This is a genomic window from Chondromyces apiculatus DSM 436 (assembly GCF_000601485.1).
In the GTDB taxonomy this organism is placed as follows: Bacteria; Myxococcota_A; Polyangia; order Polyangiales; family Polyangiaceae; genus Chondromyces; species Chondromyces apiculatus.
Window position 1 is genome coordinate 1 of record NZ_ASRX01000060.1, and the last position, 16,221, is coordinate 16,221.

Here is a 16,221-nt window from a genome sequence, read left to right on the forward strand (position 1 = left end):
GGGAGGGGGGTGGTCATGGGGCTGGCACTGGGGGTGGTGGGGCGGCGGGCGCGGCGGAGGGAGAGGCTGCCGCGGGCGCGGCTGACGCGGAGGGGGGAACGGATGGGGACGAGGGCGCGGCGGAGGGGGCGGCGGAGGCGTTGGGCACGGCGCCGGGGGTGCTGGGGACGAGCAGCTCCAGGACGCGGTTGGCGTGGCGGAGCTCGAAGCGCGTGAGGAAGCTCAGGCCGAGGAGGCCGTCGACGCCAGGGCTCAGCTCGTCGACGATGACGGCGGGGACTTTCCTGGCTTCGAGGCCCTCGACGGCGACGGCCGGGAGGAGGGTGAGGTAGCCGGTGCGCTGGCCGTTGGCGGTGCGGAGCTGGACGGTCTGGGCGCCCGCGAGCTTGAGGCCGAGGCGGTCGGCGAGGGCGCGGGTGAAGGTGACGTAGCTGGCGCCGGTGTCGATGATGAAGGGGGCGGTGATCTCGCCAGGGCCCGCTTCGCCGAGGCGGACCTGGGCCTGGAAGTAGTCTCTGCCCTGGGCCATGCGGAAGACGGCGCGCTTGGCGCCGGTGGTGGCGCAGCCGCCCTTCTGTTCGTGGTCGGCGATGCGGGCCTGGAGGGCCTCCGCAGGGGCGCTGGCGGCGTGGTTGAAGAGGAGCTGGCGGAGGACGGAGGCGGCCTCGCAGTGCTTGCCCTGCTTGTCGTAGACGGTGGCGAGCTCGGTGGGGAGGTCGAAGGCCTTGGGGTAGAGGAGCAGGGCCTGGTTGAAGTCGGCGGCGGCGGCTTCGAGGTTGCCCTGCTGCTGGTAGGCGCGGGCGCGGAAGGCGCGGTGGAAGGGGTTGAAGGGCTCGGCCTCGACGAGGGGGGTGAGGTCTCTGGCGGCCTGCTCCCACTCGCCGAGGTTCTGGTGGGCCTGGGAAGAGAGGGTGCTGAGGCGGGAGTTCTGGCCGCACTTGGCCAGGAAGTCGGCGGCGCGCTGGATGACGGCGCGGTTGTCGCCAGCGTCGAGGAGGTAGCCGGCGAGCTGCTCGGCTTTCTTGCGGTCGCAGGGCTCTTTCTTCAGCGCGGCGTCGAGCTTGAAGATCTCGTTGGTGTGCTCGCCGTGGTCGAACGGGGCTTCGTAGCTGGTGGTGGCGCGGTGGGTGACGAAGGCGATGGCGCCGAGGGCGAGGAGGGCGATGGCGCCGCCCACGTACGGGGCGCGGCGCTTGGAGCGCGCGCAAGGGGCACAGGAAGCGTCCGTGCCGACCTGGATGCGGCAGATGGCACAGAGGGCGGAGTAACAGCGGACACAGGTGGTGACCGCGGGGACCTCCGTGTGGACATGGCAGGTGGGACGCTTCTTGGCCATCGCGAGGGGTCATGCCGTGAGGGGGATGGGGCGGCAAGCGCGGTGGGCGTGGGGCATGGTGGGGCGGTCCCCTGGATCTTTCGCGGTCCTCCCATGGCTCCCTGCGCGCGCGTGCCGGGCCTCTCCCCGCCCATGGTCCCCTCCCGGCCATGGTCCCCTCCCGGCCATGGTCCCCTCCCCTGCCCTCCCGGGGTGAAGTTCGCTTGACCCGTGGGGGCGACCCCATCGATGCTGCGGCGCCGACGTAAGTCCGCCCTCTACGCATCCCCGATCTCCCGCGGACCTTCGCGGCAGGAGCGCTTGCGGTGACGACAGCGAACCTCATCGACCTGAACAACCTGAAGCGGCTCGCCGAGACCGGTTCGCCAAACCTCTCGGAGACGCTGGAGAAGTTCCTGCAGCAGCCGGATCCGCAGCCGGCACAGCCGGTGCGGCAGGGGGCGCTGACGGTCGATGCGTTCCTGCGGATGCTGTCGGCAGCGCAGGCGCAGCGGACGCCGCAGCGGCGGCGCGAGAAGTCGACGGAGGCGTGGCAGCGGTTCCTGGAGCAGACCGATCCGGAGCCGCCGCCGCGGTTCCAGCTCGCAGACCTGCTGGTGAAGCTCTACGAGGACGGGGCGGAGCCGGTGCGGGCGGAGATGCTGGAGGCGTTCCAGTCGGCGCCGCTGGTGTTCGGGGCCTGGGGCGGGATCAAGCGGATCTACAAGCTGGCCGAGGCGCGGCTCGATGCGCAGATGTTCGGCGCGCTGGCGTACCGGTTCGACGTGGAGCTGACGCGGTTCGGGCGGCGGGAGGTGTCGCGGGGGACGCTGATCTACCTGCGGCGGAGGGCATGGCGGTTCCTGCGGGAGCTGGGGCGGTCGGTGCCGGAGCTCTACCCGCAGTTCGCGGTGGAGGTGCTGCGGCACTACGACACGGGGACGAACTTCCGCGCGCTGTGGGTGGCGAACCACGTCTGGGCGCACGGGAGCAAGAAGTACAACCGGCAGATGTTCTTCGCGCAGAACCCGCCGAGCGACATGGTGAAGTTCCGCGCGTACCCGGAGGCGTGGAAGCGGTCGCCCGACGCGCTGATGCTGCTGCTGGAGGTGTGCAAGAGCGATCCGGCGGCGCGGTTCGCGATCGAGGGGATGCGGAAGGACTTCCCGGAGCAGCTCCGGAACGTGACGCCGGAGTGGCTGGGGAGGCTGGCACACCGGCCGCTGGCGAGCGCGCACGAGTTCCTGGTGGAGACGCTGCTCGGGTCGCCGGAGCTGCACCAGGCGAAGCTGAGGGCGAAGGGGCTGCACGAGGCGGTGCTGGCGCTGCTCTTGTCGCCGAGCGACAAGGCGCGGACGTACGCGATCGAGTACGCGCGGGCCCACGCGCAGGACATGGAGGCGGAGCGGCTCGTGGGGCTGCTCGCGACGAGCTTCCGCGATACGCGGGGGTTCGCGGCGTCGGTGCTGACGGGGCGAGGGCCGCGGACGCTGGGGTACGCGCTGCTCGGGCGGCTCCTGTCGGTGAGCGAGGTGAACGGCTGGGCGGTGAAGGGGCTGTCGGAGTCGTTCGACAGGTCGGAGCTGCCGGAGAGTTTCCTCATCGACATGCTGTTCGGGGACCGGGCGCAGCAGACGTGGTCGCAGGGGTACCTGCAGAGCCGGTACGAGCAGGAGGAGCTGGGGCCGGAGCTGTGGAAGAAGGTGCTCGACGATCCGCGGAGCAAGCAGGTGTCGGGGGCCGCCGACCACGCGATGCGGATGCTCGCGAAGTACAAGGCGTCGCGGATCGGGGCAGCGTGGCTGCTGGAGGGGCTGGCGCGGCCGGAGATCAGCAGCAAGGTGGCGCAGCTCCTCAAGGACGCGGACAGCCTGCCAGGGCTCGACGTGGAGCGGGTGAAGGGGCTGGTGTTCAGCGCGAAGACGCGGGACGCGGCGTTCTCGGTGCTGGGGAACCGGAAGCTGGTGACGTCGCGGCAGATCGGGCTGCCATGGCTCCTGGCGCTGGCGCGGCGGGCGGATCCGCAGCTCCACACGTTCGCGCGGCGGTATCTGCTGGAGCACCTGAAGCCTGGGGACTTCGCGGAGTCGGGGGAGCGGGAGGCGGGGATCGCGCGGCTGTTCGAGCTGGCTCTGGGCGACAAGGAGCCGGAGCCGATGCGGGCCTTCGGGCAGACGTACCTCAGGTGCCACCACCCGGTGCTGGGGCCGGAGCAGCCGGAGGTGAAGGCGCTCGGGTTGAAGCAGGCGCTGACGCAGGACTCGTACACGGCAGAGCGGGTGTGGCCCGGGCTCTTCGATCACCGGGAAGACGTGCGGCGGTTCGCGGCGGCGGTGACGCGGGTGGAGCTGCGGCGGTGGGGCTACCAGGCGCGGGTGTACGCGCTGGCGGAGAGCGAGGCGCGGGAGGTGCGGACGCTGGCGTCCGATGCGCTGCGGAAGGTGGGTGAGCCGTCAGCCGTGCCGACGCTGACGCTGCTGCCGGAGGAGCTGTCGCCCGAGGCGGTGTTCGGGTTGACGGAGAGCACGAAGCGGGCCGCGCGGGAGCTGGGGCTGGAGCTGATCCAGAAGCACTACGCGCGGCTCGGGGGGCCGACGCGGCTCGGGTGGTTGATGCAGAGCGCGGACCGGGACGTGCGGACGTTCGCGGTGCGGCTCCTCTGGGAGAAGCACCGGCCGCGGGATCTGCCGGCAGGGTGGAAGCCGCGGGGAGCGCGGGATCAGGCGTCGCTGCCGGCGGACTTCGGCGAGGGGGGGACGTTCGCGGACCTGCCGGCGCTGCAGGCGTTCCTGCGGTACGTGATGTTCGGTCTGCCCGGGGGGCGGCAGGCCGAGGGGCGTGACGAGGCGGCGTCGAAGCGGAAGCTGCCGGCCAGCGTGGCGAAGCGGCACGTGGTGGAGGTGGTGCGGGATCTGGCCGTGGAAGACGCGGCGTTCGCGCAGGTGGTGGTCCCGCTCCTGTCGGAGCTCACGGGGTCGATCGCCAAGGGAGAGTGGCAGGCGTGCCTGTCGGCGCTCATGCACCTGCGCAAGGCCCACCCGGGTCTTGCCATCGAGGGGATCCGCGGATGAGCCATCAGATCGAGCATTTCGAGAAGGTCCGGGCACTCGCTGCCACGTCGCGGCTGCTGGCAGTGGGCGGGGTGCGGGCGGCAGCGCGGGGGGGCGCAGGTACAGCGAGCGAGGTCACGCTGTACGACGACCACGCGAACAAGCGGCTCCGGTCGATCGCGGTGGACGCGCACGTGCTCGGGCTCGCGTTCGTGCCGGTGGCGGGCGGCGGGGAGCCGGCGCACCTGGCCGCGGCGTGCAGCGACGGGAAGCTGCGGGTGCTGTCCGTGGCGGAGGGGAGCAGCGCCGGGGGGAAGGGCGTCGCCGCGCACGCGGGCGTGGCGCGGGCCGTGGCGGCGTCGCCACGCGGGGACCGGCTGGCGACGGTGGGCGACGATGGGTCGCTGAAGCTGTGGACGCTGGGCGCGGGGGCGGCGCTCACGGCAGGGGCGACGTTCGCGCTGTCGACGGCGCCGCTGCGCGCGGTGGCGTTCGATCCGGGGGGAGAGCTGTGCGCCGCCGCCGGGGACGACGGGGTGGTGCGGGTGGTGACGCTCGCGTCGGGCGCGGTGCGGGAGATGCCAGGGCACAAGGGGGGCGTGCTGGCGCTCGCGTTCACGCCGCGGGACGGGCGGCTTGCGTCGGCCGGGGAGGATGGGACGATCCGGCTCTGGTACCTGGTCGGCGAGGTGGAGTTCGAGAGCCGCGGTGAGGGCGGGACGGGCCACACCGGGGCGGTGAACGCGCTCCTGTTCCTGCCGCCGATCGAGGCGCAGGTGGACGGCAAGGAGGTCAGCGACAGGTTCCTGTCCGCAGGCGAGGACGGGAAGGTGAAGGTGTGGCGGCTCGAGGACCGCCGGAAGCCGCGGACGATCGAGACGAGCACGCAGGCGCTCCAGGCGCTGGCGTTCGCGCCCGGGCTGCAGCAGGGGACGGGGATCCTGTTCTACGGCGGGGACCGGCGGACGGTGTGGCGGCAGGCGGTGGACGCGGCGGGGCTGCCGGTCGATCGGAATTACGAGCTGAGCCACGGGTTCGCGTCGCTGGGGAGCGCGATGTCGGGCGCGAAGCCGGCGCGCGAGGCCGCCCTGAAGAAGGCGGCGCAGATGACGGAGCCGGAGGCGCTGGAGCTGGTGCTCCAGGCGCTGCGGCAGGACAAGGACGCGGAGATCCGGTCGCAGGCGGCGATGGAGCTCGCGGTGAACGGGGTGCGCGAGGCGCGGCCGAAGCTGCGCGAGGCGCTGGACGACGCGCACGCGATGGTGCGGCAGTCGGCGTTCGAGGCGCTGCGGGAGCTGGACAAGGACAGCCCGCTCTCGGCGCTGCGGGCGGCGCTCGCGGCGAAGTCGGCGGACATCCGCTGCAGGGCGCTGTCGGCGCTGCCGGCGCTGAAGGATGCGTCGCCGCTCGTGCCGGGGCTCATCGCGGACAAGCTCTCGGACCGAGACGCGACGGTGCGGCTGACGGCGCTGTCGGAGCTGATGCGGCTGTACCCAGGGCAACCGGAGCCGCTGCGGACGGCGTTCGAGCGGGGGCCGGCCGATCTGCGGGCCGAGGTGCTGCTGCAGGCGACCACGGCGGGGTGGCTGTCGACGCCGGTGCTGGGGCCGATCGTGGCGCGGGCGCTGGACGACGAGAACTCGGACGTGCGGCGGCTGGCGTTCGCGGCGAAGGTGATCGAGCGGCGGGCGCTGTCGCACGTGCTGGAGGCGAAGGATCCGGACCTGGGCCGGACGGTGAAGGACATCGCGCGGCGGCTGGCGCAGGCGAAGCTCGGGCTGACCAAGGGGCCCGTGGCGATCGAGGCCGCCGGCGGGGCGACGGACGCGAAGGGGAAAGACGGCAAGGGGAAGGACGGCAAGGGGAAGGACGGCAAGGGCGCGGTCCAGGTGAGCGAGGAGGCCATCGCGCAGGCGCGGGCGTCCATCCCGGGGGTGGGCGCGGCGGGCGCGGAGCCGGCGGAGGCGGACCTGGAACCGCTCTTGACGGCGATGGCGTGCCGGACGCCGGACACGGCGGTGCGCGGGGCGTGGGGGCTGGCGCAGCTCGGGGACATGCGGGCGCTCGGGGCGCTGCTCCAGCTCACGCGGGAGCAGGATCCAGGGCTGCGGCGGCTGGCGGCGATGGCGCTGTCGGTGCTGCACGACAGCCGCGCCGAGAAGCGGCTGGTGTGGATGCTCGACGACGCGGACGCGTCGGTGCGGGCGGCGGCGCTCGATGCCTTCGGGCAGCTCGCGCTGAAGGCGCGGGGGCCGCTCGCGGTGGCGCAGGTGGCGCTGCGGTCGTCGCACCAGGATATCCGGGTGCGGGGGCTCGACGCGCTGGTGAAGCTGCCGGCGGAGGGGGAGCGGCCGGCAGAGGCGGAGGCGCTGCTGGCCGACGCGGTGGAGGACGAGGCGGCGAAGGTGCGGGGCGAGGCGTTCCGCACGCTGTGGTCGTGGCACGCGAAGGATCCGGAGCGGGCGCTGGACAGGGCGCTCGCGGCGCGGTTCCCGGATCTGCGGCTGCGGGCCGTGGAGGAGCTGCGGGCCGCGGGGGACAAGCCGTGGGCGCGCGAGCGGCTGGAGAAGTCGATCGGGGACCGCGACGCGGCGGTGGCGCAGGCGGCCTACGAGGCGGTGGTGAAGCTGCGGGGGGTGGAGGTCGCGGAGCCTCACCTCGCGGCGATGGGGTCGGTGCACCCGGCGCTGCGCGTGGCAGGGGCGCGCGGGGCGCGGGCGGCGTCGGCGTCGGCGCTGCGGAGCGCGCTGCTGAAGCAGCTCGAGGACGCGGAGCCGGGGCCGCGGATCGCGGCGGTGGAGGCGCTCGCCAGGGTGCTCCCAGGCGAGAACGGGCCGATCGCGGTGGGGCTGCAGTCGAGCTTCCTGGACCTGCGGGTGCGCGCGGCGGAGCTGTGCGCGGAGCGGCGGGAGGAGCGGCTCGTCGATCCGATGCGGGCGCTGCTCGCGGACAAGGAGCTGCAGAAGCAGGCGGCGGCGATGCCGGCCGTGGCGGCGCTGCGGCGGCGGGCGTCGAGCACGCTGGCGACCCTGGGGCTGCAGCGGCTCTTGCGGTACTTCGCGACGGAGCTGCTCAAGGACGAGGATCCGGGGGTGCGGGAGCAGGCGGCGCGCGGGCTCGCCATGGCGGCGCGTCCGGGCGACGAGGGCTTCCTGCTCGATGCGCTGGGGCACCAGGATATCGCGGTGCGGTCGTGGGCCGCCGACGGGCTGGCGCGGCTCGGGGACGTGCGCGCGCTGCCGGTGCTGATCGGGACGCTGCGGCACGATCACGCGCCGATCCGGGTGGCGACGATCATGTCGTTCGCGGCGCTCGGGCCCGAGGGCTTCGGGGGGATGCTGCAGGGGCTGGAAGACCCCTCGCGGGAGGTGCAGGAGCTGGTGTTCGCGCTGGTGATGGCGCGGGATCTGCGGGCGTTCCGGCGGGGGGATCCGCCGGATCTGCTGACGAGCGCGCTGTCGTCGCAGCGGAGCGACGTGCGCTTCGCGGCGGCGCGGGCGCTGGAGCTGCGCACCGATCCGGAGGAGTACCTGGCGCACCTGATCGAGGTGCTGACGCCGCCGAAGCCCGCGGGCGCGGGGAGCAGCGTGGGCAAAGGCGCGGAGGGGCGCGAGGAGAAGGCGGACGGGGAGAACGCCGCCGGGGAAGACAAGCGCTGGCCGTCGGAGCAGGAGCGGGCGCGGATCCTGGTGGGGCTGGCGGAGGCGCTGGCCGGGGACAGCGCGGAGCAGCGGTACGCGGCGGCGCAGGTGCTGCGGCTGCGGGCGAAGGCCGGAGAGTACTTCCGCGAGGCGCGGCAGGTGGGGCAGCTCCGGGCGGCTGGAAAGCCGTACCTGGCCGACACGACGCCGCGGGGGCCGGAGGAGACGGACGCGGCGCCGCAGAAGGGGTGGCTGAGGCGGCTGTTCGCGCGGGACGACGGAGGGCGGGCCGCGGAGGCCGCGCCGGCGCCCGCGGAGGGGGTGCGCGCGAAGGTCGGCGGGATCGTGCGCAACCTGTTCGGGCGGGGGGAGTCGGCGGCGACGGCGGCGACGGCTGCGGCGCGCGAGGCCGAGGCCGGGGTGGTCTCGGTCGCCGAGCAGCAGCGGCTGCGGTGGCTGGCCTTCGGCGCGTACCTGGGGCTCCTGCGGCAGGTGTCGCCCGGGGACGACGAGGGGCACCGGGTGCGGCGGGACGCGATCGACAGGATCGTGGATCTGTGCGCGAAGGGGCACGTGAGCGAGACGGCGGCGATCCCGCCGCTGACGCGGGCGCTGGAAGATCCGAACCACCTGGTGCGGAGGGCGGCGCTCGCAGGGCTGAAGGCGCTGTTCCCGGCAGGGTCGGAGGAGCCGCTGGCGCTGGCGCTGGGGTCGTCGTCGGCCGACGTGGCGCGGGCGGTGCTGGACGAGCTTTCGCAGCGCGGTGAGGCGGCGCGGCCGCGGATCGTGCGGGCGCTGAACGCGCCGGTGTCGGAGGTGCGGCGGTACGCCTTCGAGATCCTGGAGCGGTTGAGCCCGAAGGGGAGCCTGGAGCCGCTGCTGGCGGCGCTCGGGAGCGAGCACGCGGATCTGCGGCTCGGGGTGCTGGACCGGCTGGCGACGGCGAGCGACGCGCGGATCGTGCCTGCGCTCTACAAGGCGATGGAGAGCGAGCACGACGATCTGCGCCTGCGCGCGGCGGAGCTGACGGCGCGCCGGCGGGACGACCGGGCGGTGGACGTGCTCGCGGCGTTCCTGCGCGCGGATCAGCCGGCGAACGTGAACCGGGCGCGAGAGGCGCTGGTGGCGCTGGGGAGCCCGGCGGCGGTGCAGGCCGTGGCGACGTGGATGGAGGAGCAGTCCGAGGCAGGCGCGCGGGCGGCCGGGGTGCGCGCGCTCGGGGCGATGCGCCACGTGGACGCGCTCGGGGCGTTGATCGGCCGCTTCGAGGACGAGGCGGCCGAGGTGCGGGCCGCGGCCTTCCAGGCGGCGCTCGACGTGGTGGGGGCGCCCTGGGGGGTGGACCGGCGTCGTTCGGCCGAGGAGCTGGAGTCGCCGAAGGTGCCGACGGCAGAGGCGACGGCGCAGGCGCTCCGGTTCCTGCGCGCCGCCGCGCACGCGAAGGATGTCGCGCTGCGGCTTTCGGCGGCGCGGGAGCTGGTGTTCGGGGATGACCCGGAGGCCGGCGAGATCCTGGTGCCACTGTTCGCGGATCGAGATGCGCCGACGCGCATCGCGGCGGTGAGCGCCTACGCGAAGCGGGTGATCGAGAAGCAGGCGCCGACGGGGCCCGTGGAGGCCGTGCTGCGGGCGGGGTCGCGCGAGCTGATGCTGGCGGCGGCCGAGGCGACGGCGGCGCGGGGGCTCGGGGCGGCGCTGCGGCCGCTGCTTCTGTTCTCGCGCGCCGGAGAGGGCGGGGAGCGGGAGCGGGCGCTGCTCGGGCTGGGGACGCTCGGGGATCCGCGGGCCACCGAGGAGCTGGAGACCGTCGCCGGCGGGGGGACGAAGGAGGCGCCGGTCGAGGTGTCGATGCAGGCGGCGGCCACCGAGGCGCTCGGGAGGCTCGCGGCGAAGCAGGCCGAGGGCGAGGCGCGGAGGCGCCTGGTGGGGCGCGTGGAGCAGGCGCTCGAGGCGGAAGCGAACGACGTGCGGATGGCGGCAGCGCGGGCGCTGCGGTGGCTCGGCGGGGAGCGGTCGCGGGTGCTGCTGGAGAGGACCGCGCTCAGCGAGGATGGGTCGTCCGATGCGTTGCGGGTGGCCGCCACGGTGGAGCTCGGGCACCTGGGCGACATGGCATCGGAGCCGGTGCTGGCGCGGCTGCTCAGCGAGGGGAGCGCCGAGCTGGCGCGGAGCGCACGGAAGGCGCTCGATCGGCTGTTCCCGAAGGATCGGATGCGGGTCGAGCTGCTCGCCGTCGAGAGCACGCGCGACTACATCGCGGAGCCGGCAGCGGCGTACCTGGCCAAGGAGGCGGATCCGGGAGAGGTCGTGCCGCGCCTCGGCAAGCTGAAGAACGAGGGGCTGCGTTCGCGGCTGACGATGGGGCTCCTGGATCGGCCCACGCTGCCGGTGGGGGCGCTGATCAAGCTGCTGGAGGAGGAGCACGCTTCGGCGCGGAAGGCGGCGGCGTACATCCTCGGGGCGCAGGCCGACCGGGTGACGTCGGACGCGGAGCGCGAGGCGCTCCGGGGGGCCGCGGTGGCGGCCGAGAGGAAGACGGCGGCGCGGTGGGCGAAGGTGCACGGCGCGGAGCGGGCCGTGGAGGCTGCCGCGTGGCGCGACCTGGTGTGGGCGCTGCGGGGATTGCGCGCGGTGGCTGCCTTGCCGACGCTGCGATCGGTGGCACGCGGGGGAGACGCTGTCGCTCCGGAGACGGTGCGGCGTGAGGCGGTGCGCGGGCTCGGGGCGATGGGCGCGGCAGGGGCAGGTGCGTCGCCGGACGTGGAGGCGCTCGGGGCTGCCTTGAAGGACATCGCGCCGGCAGTCCGCATGGCGGCCGCGGCCGCGCTGGCGGCGCTCTCGCCGGACAGCTCGGCCAAGGCGGCAGCGAGCCTGGTGCCGTTCGATCCGGTGGCCCTCGGTCCTCTGGCCGCGGCCGCGACGCCGGCGACCCGCGCCACGCTGACGGGAACCGAGCCGGGACGGCGCCTGGTGCTGCCCGCGGTCATCTCCCGGAAGGAGGTGGAGCCCCTCCTCGCGCTGGCAAAATCCGGCGCCGATGTGCCCTCGCGGCTGGACGCGATCCATGCGCTGGGTCGCGTGGGCGGAAGCGATGTCATGACGTTGCTGGAAACTCTGGCGTTTGATAAGCAGAAGACGGACATCGCGTTGCGGAAAGCAGCCTACCGGGCGTACCGCAGGGCGAAGCGGCGCGCGGAGCGAGAGGACAGGGCGAAGACCCTGCAGACGATGAACGCGGCGAAGAACGCTGACAGACCGGCCGGAGCGAACGCATGACAACGACCCCCGCGCGCTCGGTGCAACTTCGCTATGCGGCCCGGAGCGAGGTGAGCGCGACGGCGCTCGCGTCGGACGTGCGGGTGGCGCTCGACGGCGGGCGCGGGACGGTGGGCGTTCGCGGGCGGGTGAAGGATCCGGCGCTGTTCCGCGACACGCTGATGGCGGCGGCGGCGATCCTGCAGAGCGATCTTCGCTACAAGGGCCGGGACCGGACGGCGTACCTCGCCTACCTGATGAAGCAGGGGAAGAAGGCGACGGCGGCCATCTGGGAGGCGCAGAAGGCGTTCCTCGACAAGGCGCTCGACGAGGACACGAAGACCTCGGGCGCGCTCGATCCGGTGCTGACGGTGCACCCGGACGAGGTGTCGCTCGAGGTGTTCTCGCGCGACGAGAGCGCCTATGCGCGCGTGGCCTTCGCGAGCGATCTGTTCGAGGGGCGCGAGGCGGCGCACGGGACGACGTTCGCGGACCTGTCTCCGGAGCTGATCGCCCAGGTGGACAGGCTCCGGCCGTACGCCGCCGTGGATCTGGATGCCGGGGTGAGCGTGGCGGGACGGGCGCCGGGCGAGGATCGGCCGGTGTCGGTGCCGTACACGTGGCTCCGCGGGTTCCTGCAGGTGCAATCGGCGGCGACGCTGCCCGCCGTGACGTGCGAGCTGCAGCCGGTGGACCTGTACAACGCGCTGTTCACGCTGCGGACGCGCAAGGCGAAGACCTCGCCGCGGGGGCTCAGGTTCGAGCTGGTGCCCGGAAGGGCGCCGCGGATGATCGTGGAGCCCTGGGAGATCGTGCTGGAGAGCCACGGGCCTGCCTTCAAGGGGGCGCCGCGGGTGGTGCGCACCTTCGGGCGGCAGCGGCTGCTCACGCTGGCGCGGGTGCTCCCCCACGCGAAGCGGGTGCGCGTGCAGCTCAGGGGGCCGGGGTTGCCGGTGTTCTGGGTGATCGACCTCGGGAAGGCGACGCTCACGGCGGCGATGACGGGTTGGACCGAGAGTAGCTGGGCGAGCGCCGCGTCCTTCGACGCGCTCATGCCGCACAGCGCGGCGTCCGAGGTGGAGCTCGGAGCGCTCGCGACGCGGCTCTCGGCGCTGCTCGTGGAGCGGGGTCCGCTGGGGCTCTCGGCGCTGTCGGAAGCGGCAGGTGTGAAGACGGAGGCCGTCCGGGCGGCGATGCAGCTCGAATGCCTGCGTGGTCGGGCCATCTTCGACGTGGCGCGGGAGGTGTACCGGCCGCGGGCGCTGTTCACCGAGGCCGTGGACGAGCAGCTCATTCGCTACGGATCTCCGCGGGAAGCGCGGGCGCACCGGCTGCTGGGGACACCGGAGGCACCTGGCGCGGGCGAGGTGAAGATCACGAAGATCCACGAGATCGCCGGCGAAGGGGTGGAGATCCACGGGCAGGTGACGGATCTGGAGGCGCGCCGGGAGTTCCCGCCGCACTTCACCATGGATCTCGAAGGGCGCGTCTCCGATGCGTCCTGCACCTGCCCCACCTTCCGGCGCAGCGGTCTGCGCGAGGGGCCCTGCGAGCACATGATCGCGCTCCGGCTGGCCTATGCGCGCAAGCGTGTCGAGGAGGACGCGCTGCGGCAGACCGAGGAGGGGCGTCAGCTCATCCGGGCCGAGACGCGCACGTATGTGCGCCGGGACGAGAGCGGAGCCGAGACGGTGTACCGGGTCTCGCTCGACGACCGGGTGGTCTACGTGCAGTGGGGAGCGCGGAGCGCCACCGGCTGGTCCGGTGCTGCGGCGACGGCTCCGGTGGAGTCGCGCGCATCAAGCGTGAGGCACCAGCGCATTTGGTTTGACACGGACCGTGAAGCGCGAGACGCATACTTCCGACGTCTGGAAGATCTCGCGTCCGAAGGGTTCGTGGATGCCGACGCTGCGTCGGCGTGAGCAGGGACAGGAGGAGGACGAGGCGACCGGGGTTTCCGTGTCGCGCCACGAAGTGAGGTACTGAACGCACCAGACTCCGCGCCTTGAGCGCAGGAGCGGCGTCGCGCCGCTCTGGAGTAACCACTGGTCATTCTCAGCAAGGTAGCCTGTTCTTGGTTCTCTTCGGCGCTACGCGCTCTACGGCGCCGGGAGATCTGAGACAACGCCTCGACCGCCGTTTCTCCCGGCGCCGTAGAGCGCGTAGCGCCGGAGAACCGGTGAGGCTACCGTGCCCCAAGAGAAGAAGGTGATGCGTTCAGCGCCTCGCTCCGCGGCGCGACCCGGCACTCCCATCGCCCGTTCCCTTCGTCGCCGTCCGAGCCCCGGGAACGAGCCGTGACCGCCAAGATCGACCCGATCGTCCAGGCAGCCCAGCCAGCCATTCTTCCCGTCACCACCGCGCCCTCGGTGAAACCCGCGGGCACCCCGGAGGAGCGGCAGCGCGCCCACGAGGAGCGCGTCGCCCGCTGGAAGGCCATCACCGAGGCGGGCGGGATCGACGCCTGGGTGCAGGCCGAGCTGACCTCGCGGGGCCTGCTGGTGAGCGGCGATCCGGCGCGGATGTCGGAGCGGGAGCGCTCCCAGTGGAAGGAGCGCAAGAAGGCCGAGGTCAAGGAGCGGCGCACGCTGCGCCGGCTGGCCTGGAAGGCCTACCTGGGGACCCACATCGCGCACCTGGGCCAGGGGGTTCACTGGGAGGACAAGAAGGGCGCCGACAAGTTCGATGTCCCCCAGCGCGAGGAGCGGGCGAAGGCGCTCGGTCTGCCGCAGCTCGCAGGCGCGGAAGATCTGGCAGCAGGCATGGAGCTGTCGGTCGCGCGTCTGCGCTGGCTCGCGTTCCACCGCGAGGTGGACACGGGGAGCCATTACCGGCGCTGGACCATTCCCAAGCGCGACGGGAGCGAGCGCCTGATCACGGCGCCCAAGAAGGAGCTGAAGCGCGCGCAGCGGTGGGCACTCCGCAACGTGTTCGAGAAGCTGCCGGTCCACGGCTCCGCACACGGGTTTCTCTCGGCGCGTTCGATCGTGACGAACGCGGCCGTGCATGCTGGCGCGGACGTGGTGATCAAGATCGACATCAAGGACTTCTTCCCGACCGTCACCTGGCGACGGGTGCGGGGGCTGCTCCGGAAGGCGGGCCTCGCCGAGGGGCCGGCGACGCTGCTGGCGCTGATCTCCACGGAGGCGCCGCGGGAAGTGGTGCAGTTCCGGGGCAAGACGCTCTACGTGGCGAGCGGGCCACGGGTGCTGCCGCAGGGGGCGCCGACCTCGCCAGCGATCACGAATGCGCTCTGCCTGAGGCTCGACCGGAGGATGGCGGGGCTCGCGCGCAAGCTCGGGCTCCGTTACACGCGGTACGCAGACGATCTGACCTTCTCGTGGAAGTCTCCGGCCACCGGGGAGACCTCACGCGAGGTCCCCAGGGCCCGCGCGCCGATCGGTCCCCTCCTGCACGGGACGCGCGAGATCCTCGGGGCCGAGGGGTTCCGGCTGCACCCGACGAAGACGGCCGTGATGCGGCGGGGGGATCAGCAGAAGGTGACGGGCCTGGTGGTCAACGCGGCGGGGCCGTCCGTGCCGCCGGTGCGCGTGCCGCGGGAGAAGGTGCGGGAGCTGCGCGCGGCCATCCGCAACCGGGAGCTGGGGCGCGAGGGCAAGGGAGAGACGCTGGCCCAGCTCAAGGGGCTCGCGGCGTTCGTCTTCATGGCCGACCCGGTGCGCGGGCGGGCATTCCTCGATCGGCTCGCCGCGCTGGAGACGCGCGCGGGCGGCTGAGGCACAGGCGGGCGGAATGCGACGGCTTCGGGGCGCGGGTGGTTGCCCCCTCGACAAGCACCCAGCGTTGGTCCAGGACCATCCGGCATGGTCCCGGTGAACGACGTCAACGACGGCTCCCCTCCCCTCCCCCGCGTGGATGAGGCGGTGCTCGCGCCCTACGGGTGGGGAGCGTGGCAGCAGGAAGCGCTCGCGCAGCTCGGCAGCGGCGGCGATGAGGTGGGCCGCGTCTGCGCCGAGCATCAGGGCATGTTCATGGTGCGCCTCGCTGGTGGAGAGCGCGCCGCAGCCCTTCCAGGGCGTATGCGTCGGGCCGTCAGCCGTGGGGAGGCGGAGTGGCCCGCGGTGGGCGACTGGGTGGTCGTGGACCTGCCTCCAGGAGGGTCGGCCGTGATCCGGGCGGTGCTGCCACGAAGCACGCGCCTCGCCCGGAAGGCGGCAGGCGAACAGCGGGGGGAGCAGGTGCTCGCCGCGAACCTGGATGTGGCGTTTCTGGTGAGCGCGCTCGGGCGCGACATCAGCCCGCGTCGCCTGGAGCGCTACCTGGCGCTCACCATGGAGGGAGGGGTCACTCCCGTCGTCCTGCTGACCAAGGCCGATCTTCACGTCGACCCGAGCCATGCCGTCGCGGCGGTGCAGGCGGCGGCTCCGGGAGTGCCCGTGCACCTGCTGAGCAGCCACACGGGCCAGGGACTCGAAGCGCTCGACGCTTACTTCACGGGAGGGCGCACCGGGGTGCTGCTCGGGTCCTCGGGGGTGGGCAAGTCGACGCTGCTCAACCGGCTGATCGGCGCGGAGATGCAGGTGGTGGGGACGCTGCGGGCCGACGGAAAAGGGCGCCACACGACGACCCACCGGCAGCTCTTCAGCAGGCCCGCGGGCGGGGTGATCATCGATACGCCGGGGATGCGTGAGCTGGGCCTCTGGGATGCCGAGGCAGGGGTGAGCGGTGCCTTCGCCGACATCGAGGCGCTCGCGGAGCGCTGTCGGTTCAGCGACTGCCGCCACGAGCAGGAGCCAGGGTGCGCCGTGGCCGCCGCCGTGGCTGCCGGAGAGCTGGATCGGGGACGCCTGGAGAGCTTCCTCGGGCTGCAGGTGGAGGCGCGCCGGGCGGCTGCACGGGGAACCCAGGGGCGCGGGGAGCGCGTGCTGGGAAGGGCGCTCCTGGCACGGCTGGGGCGCCGTCGTCGCTGAGCCCTCCACCGCCGCCTCTCGTCAGGGAG

At 73.4% G+C, this 16,221-nt stretch carries 6 protein-coding genes; 5 read left to right on the forward strand and 1 reads right to left on the reverse strand.

Annotation, left to right across the window (positions count from 1 at the left end; all coding sequences use genetic code 11):
* Nucleotides 1-13 precede the first annotated feature (13 nt).
* On the reverse strand, nt 14-1,336 hold the full coding sequence (locus tag CAP_RS45905) for a retropepsin-like aspartic protease (RefSeq protein WP_052376369.1): 1,323 nt from the start codon (nt 1,334-1,336) through the stop codon (nt 14-16).
* A gap of 305 nt (nt 1,337-1,641) precedes the next feature.
* On the opposite strand from CAP_RS45905, the gene CAP_RS30950 reads away from it, so the two are divergent.
* From CAP_RS30950 to rsgA, 5 genes are all read left to right on the forward strand, one after another.
* The gene (locus CAP_RS30950) at nt 1,642-4,386 is read left to right on the forward strand and encodes a hypothetical protein (RefSeq protein WP_044247441.1); all 2,745 of its coding nucleotides are present in this window, start codon (nt 1,642-1,644) and stop codon (nt 4,384-4,386) included.
* Nucleotides 4,383-11,282, forward strand: a complete 6,900-nt coding sequence (locus CAP_RS30955; protein WP_044247443.1) for a HEAT repeat domain-containing protein — start codon at nt 4,383-4,385, stop codon at nt 11,280-11,282. The genes CAP_RS30950 and CAP_RS30955 overlap by 4 nt, the downstream gene beginning before the upstream one ends.
* Nucleotides 11,279-13,183: an SWIM zinc finger family protein gene (locus CAP_RS30960; protein WP_044247444.1), complete on the forward strand. Its 1,905-nt coding sequence runs from the start codon at nt 11,279-11,281 to the stop codon at nt 13,181-13,183. Before CAP_RS30955 ends, CAP_RS30960 begins: the two co-directional genes overlap by 4 nt.
* Before the next feature lie 375 nt (nt 13,184-13,558).
* Complete coding sequence (locus CAP_RS30965) at nt 13,559-14,998, forward strand: reverse transcriptase family protein (protein WP_044247445.1); 1,440 nt, start codon at nt 13,559-13,561, stop codon at nt 14,996-14,998.
* A gap of 87 nt (nt 14,999-15,085) precedes the next feature.
* Entirely contained in the window at nt 15,086-16,192 is a 1,107-nt protein-coding gene (rsgA, locus tag CAP_RS30970) for a ribosome small subunit-dependent GTPase A (RefSeq protein WP_081865443.1), read from the forward strand.
* Nucleotides 16,193-16,221: the final 29 nt, after the last annotated feature.

Coding starts and splice junctions, on each gene's coding strand:
- CAP_RS45905 (WP_052376369.1), bottom strand. CDS start 1,336: ATGGCCAAGAAGCGTCCCACCTGCCATGTCCACACGGAGGTCCCCGCG.
- CAP_RS30955 (WP_044247443.1), top strand. CDS start 4,383: ATGAGCCATCAGATCGAGCATTTCGAGAAGGTCCGGGCACTCGCTGCC.
- CAP_RS30960 (WP_044247444.1), top strand. CDS start 11,279: ATGACAACGACCCCCGCGCGCTCGGTGCAACTTCGCTATGCGGCCCGG.
- rsgA (WP_081865443.1), top strand. CDS start 15,086: ATGGTCCCGGTGAACGACGTCAACGACGGCTCCCCTCCCCTCCCCCGC.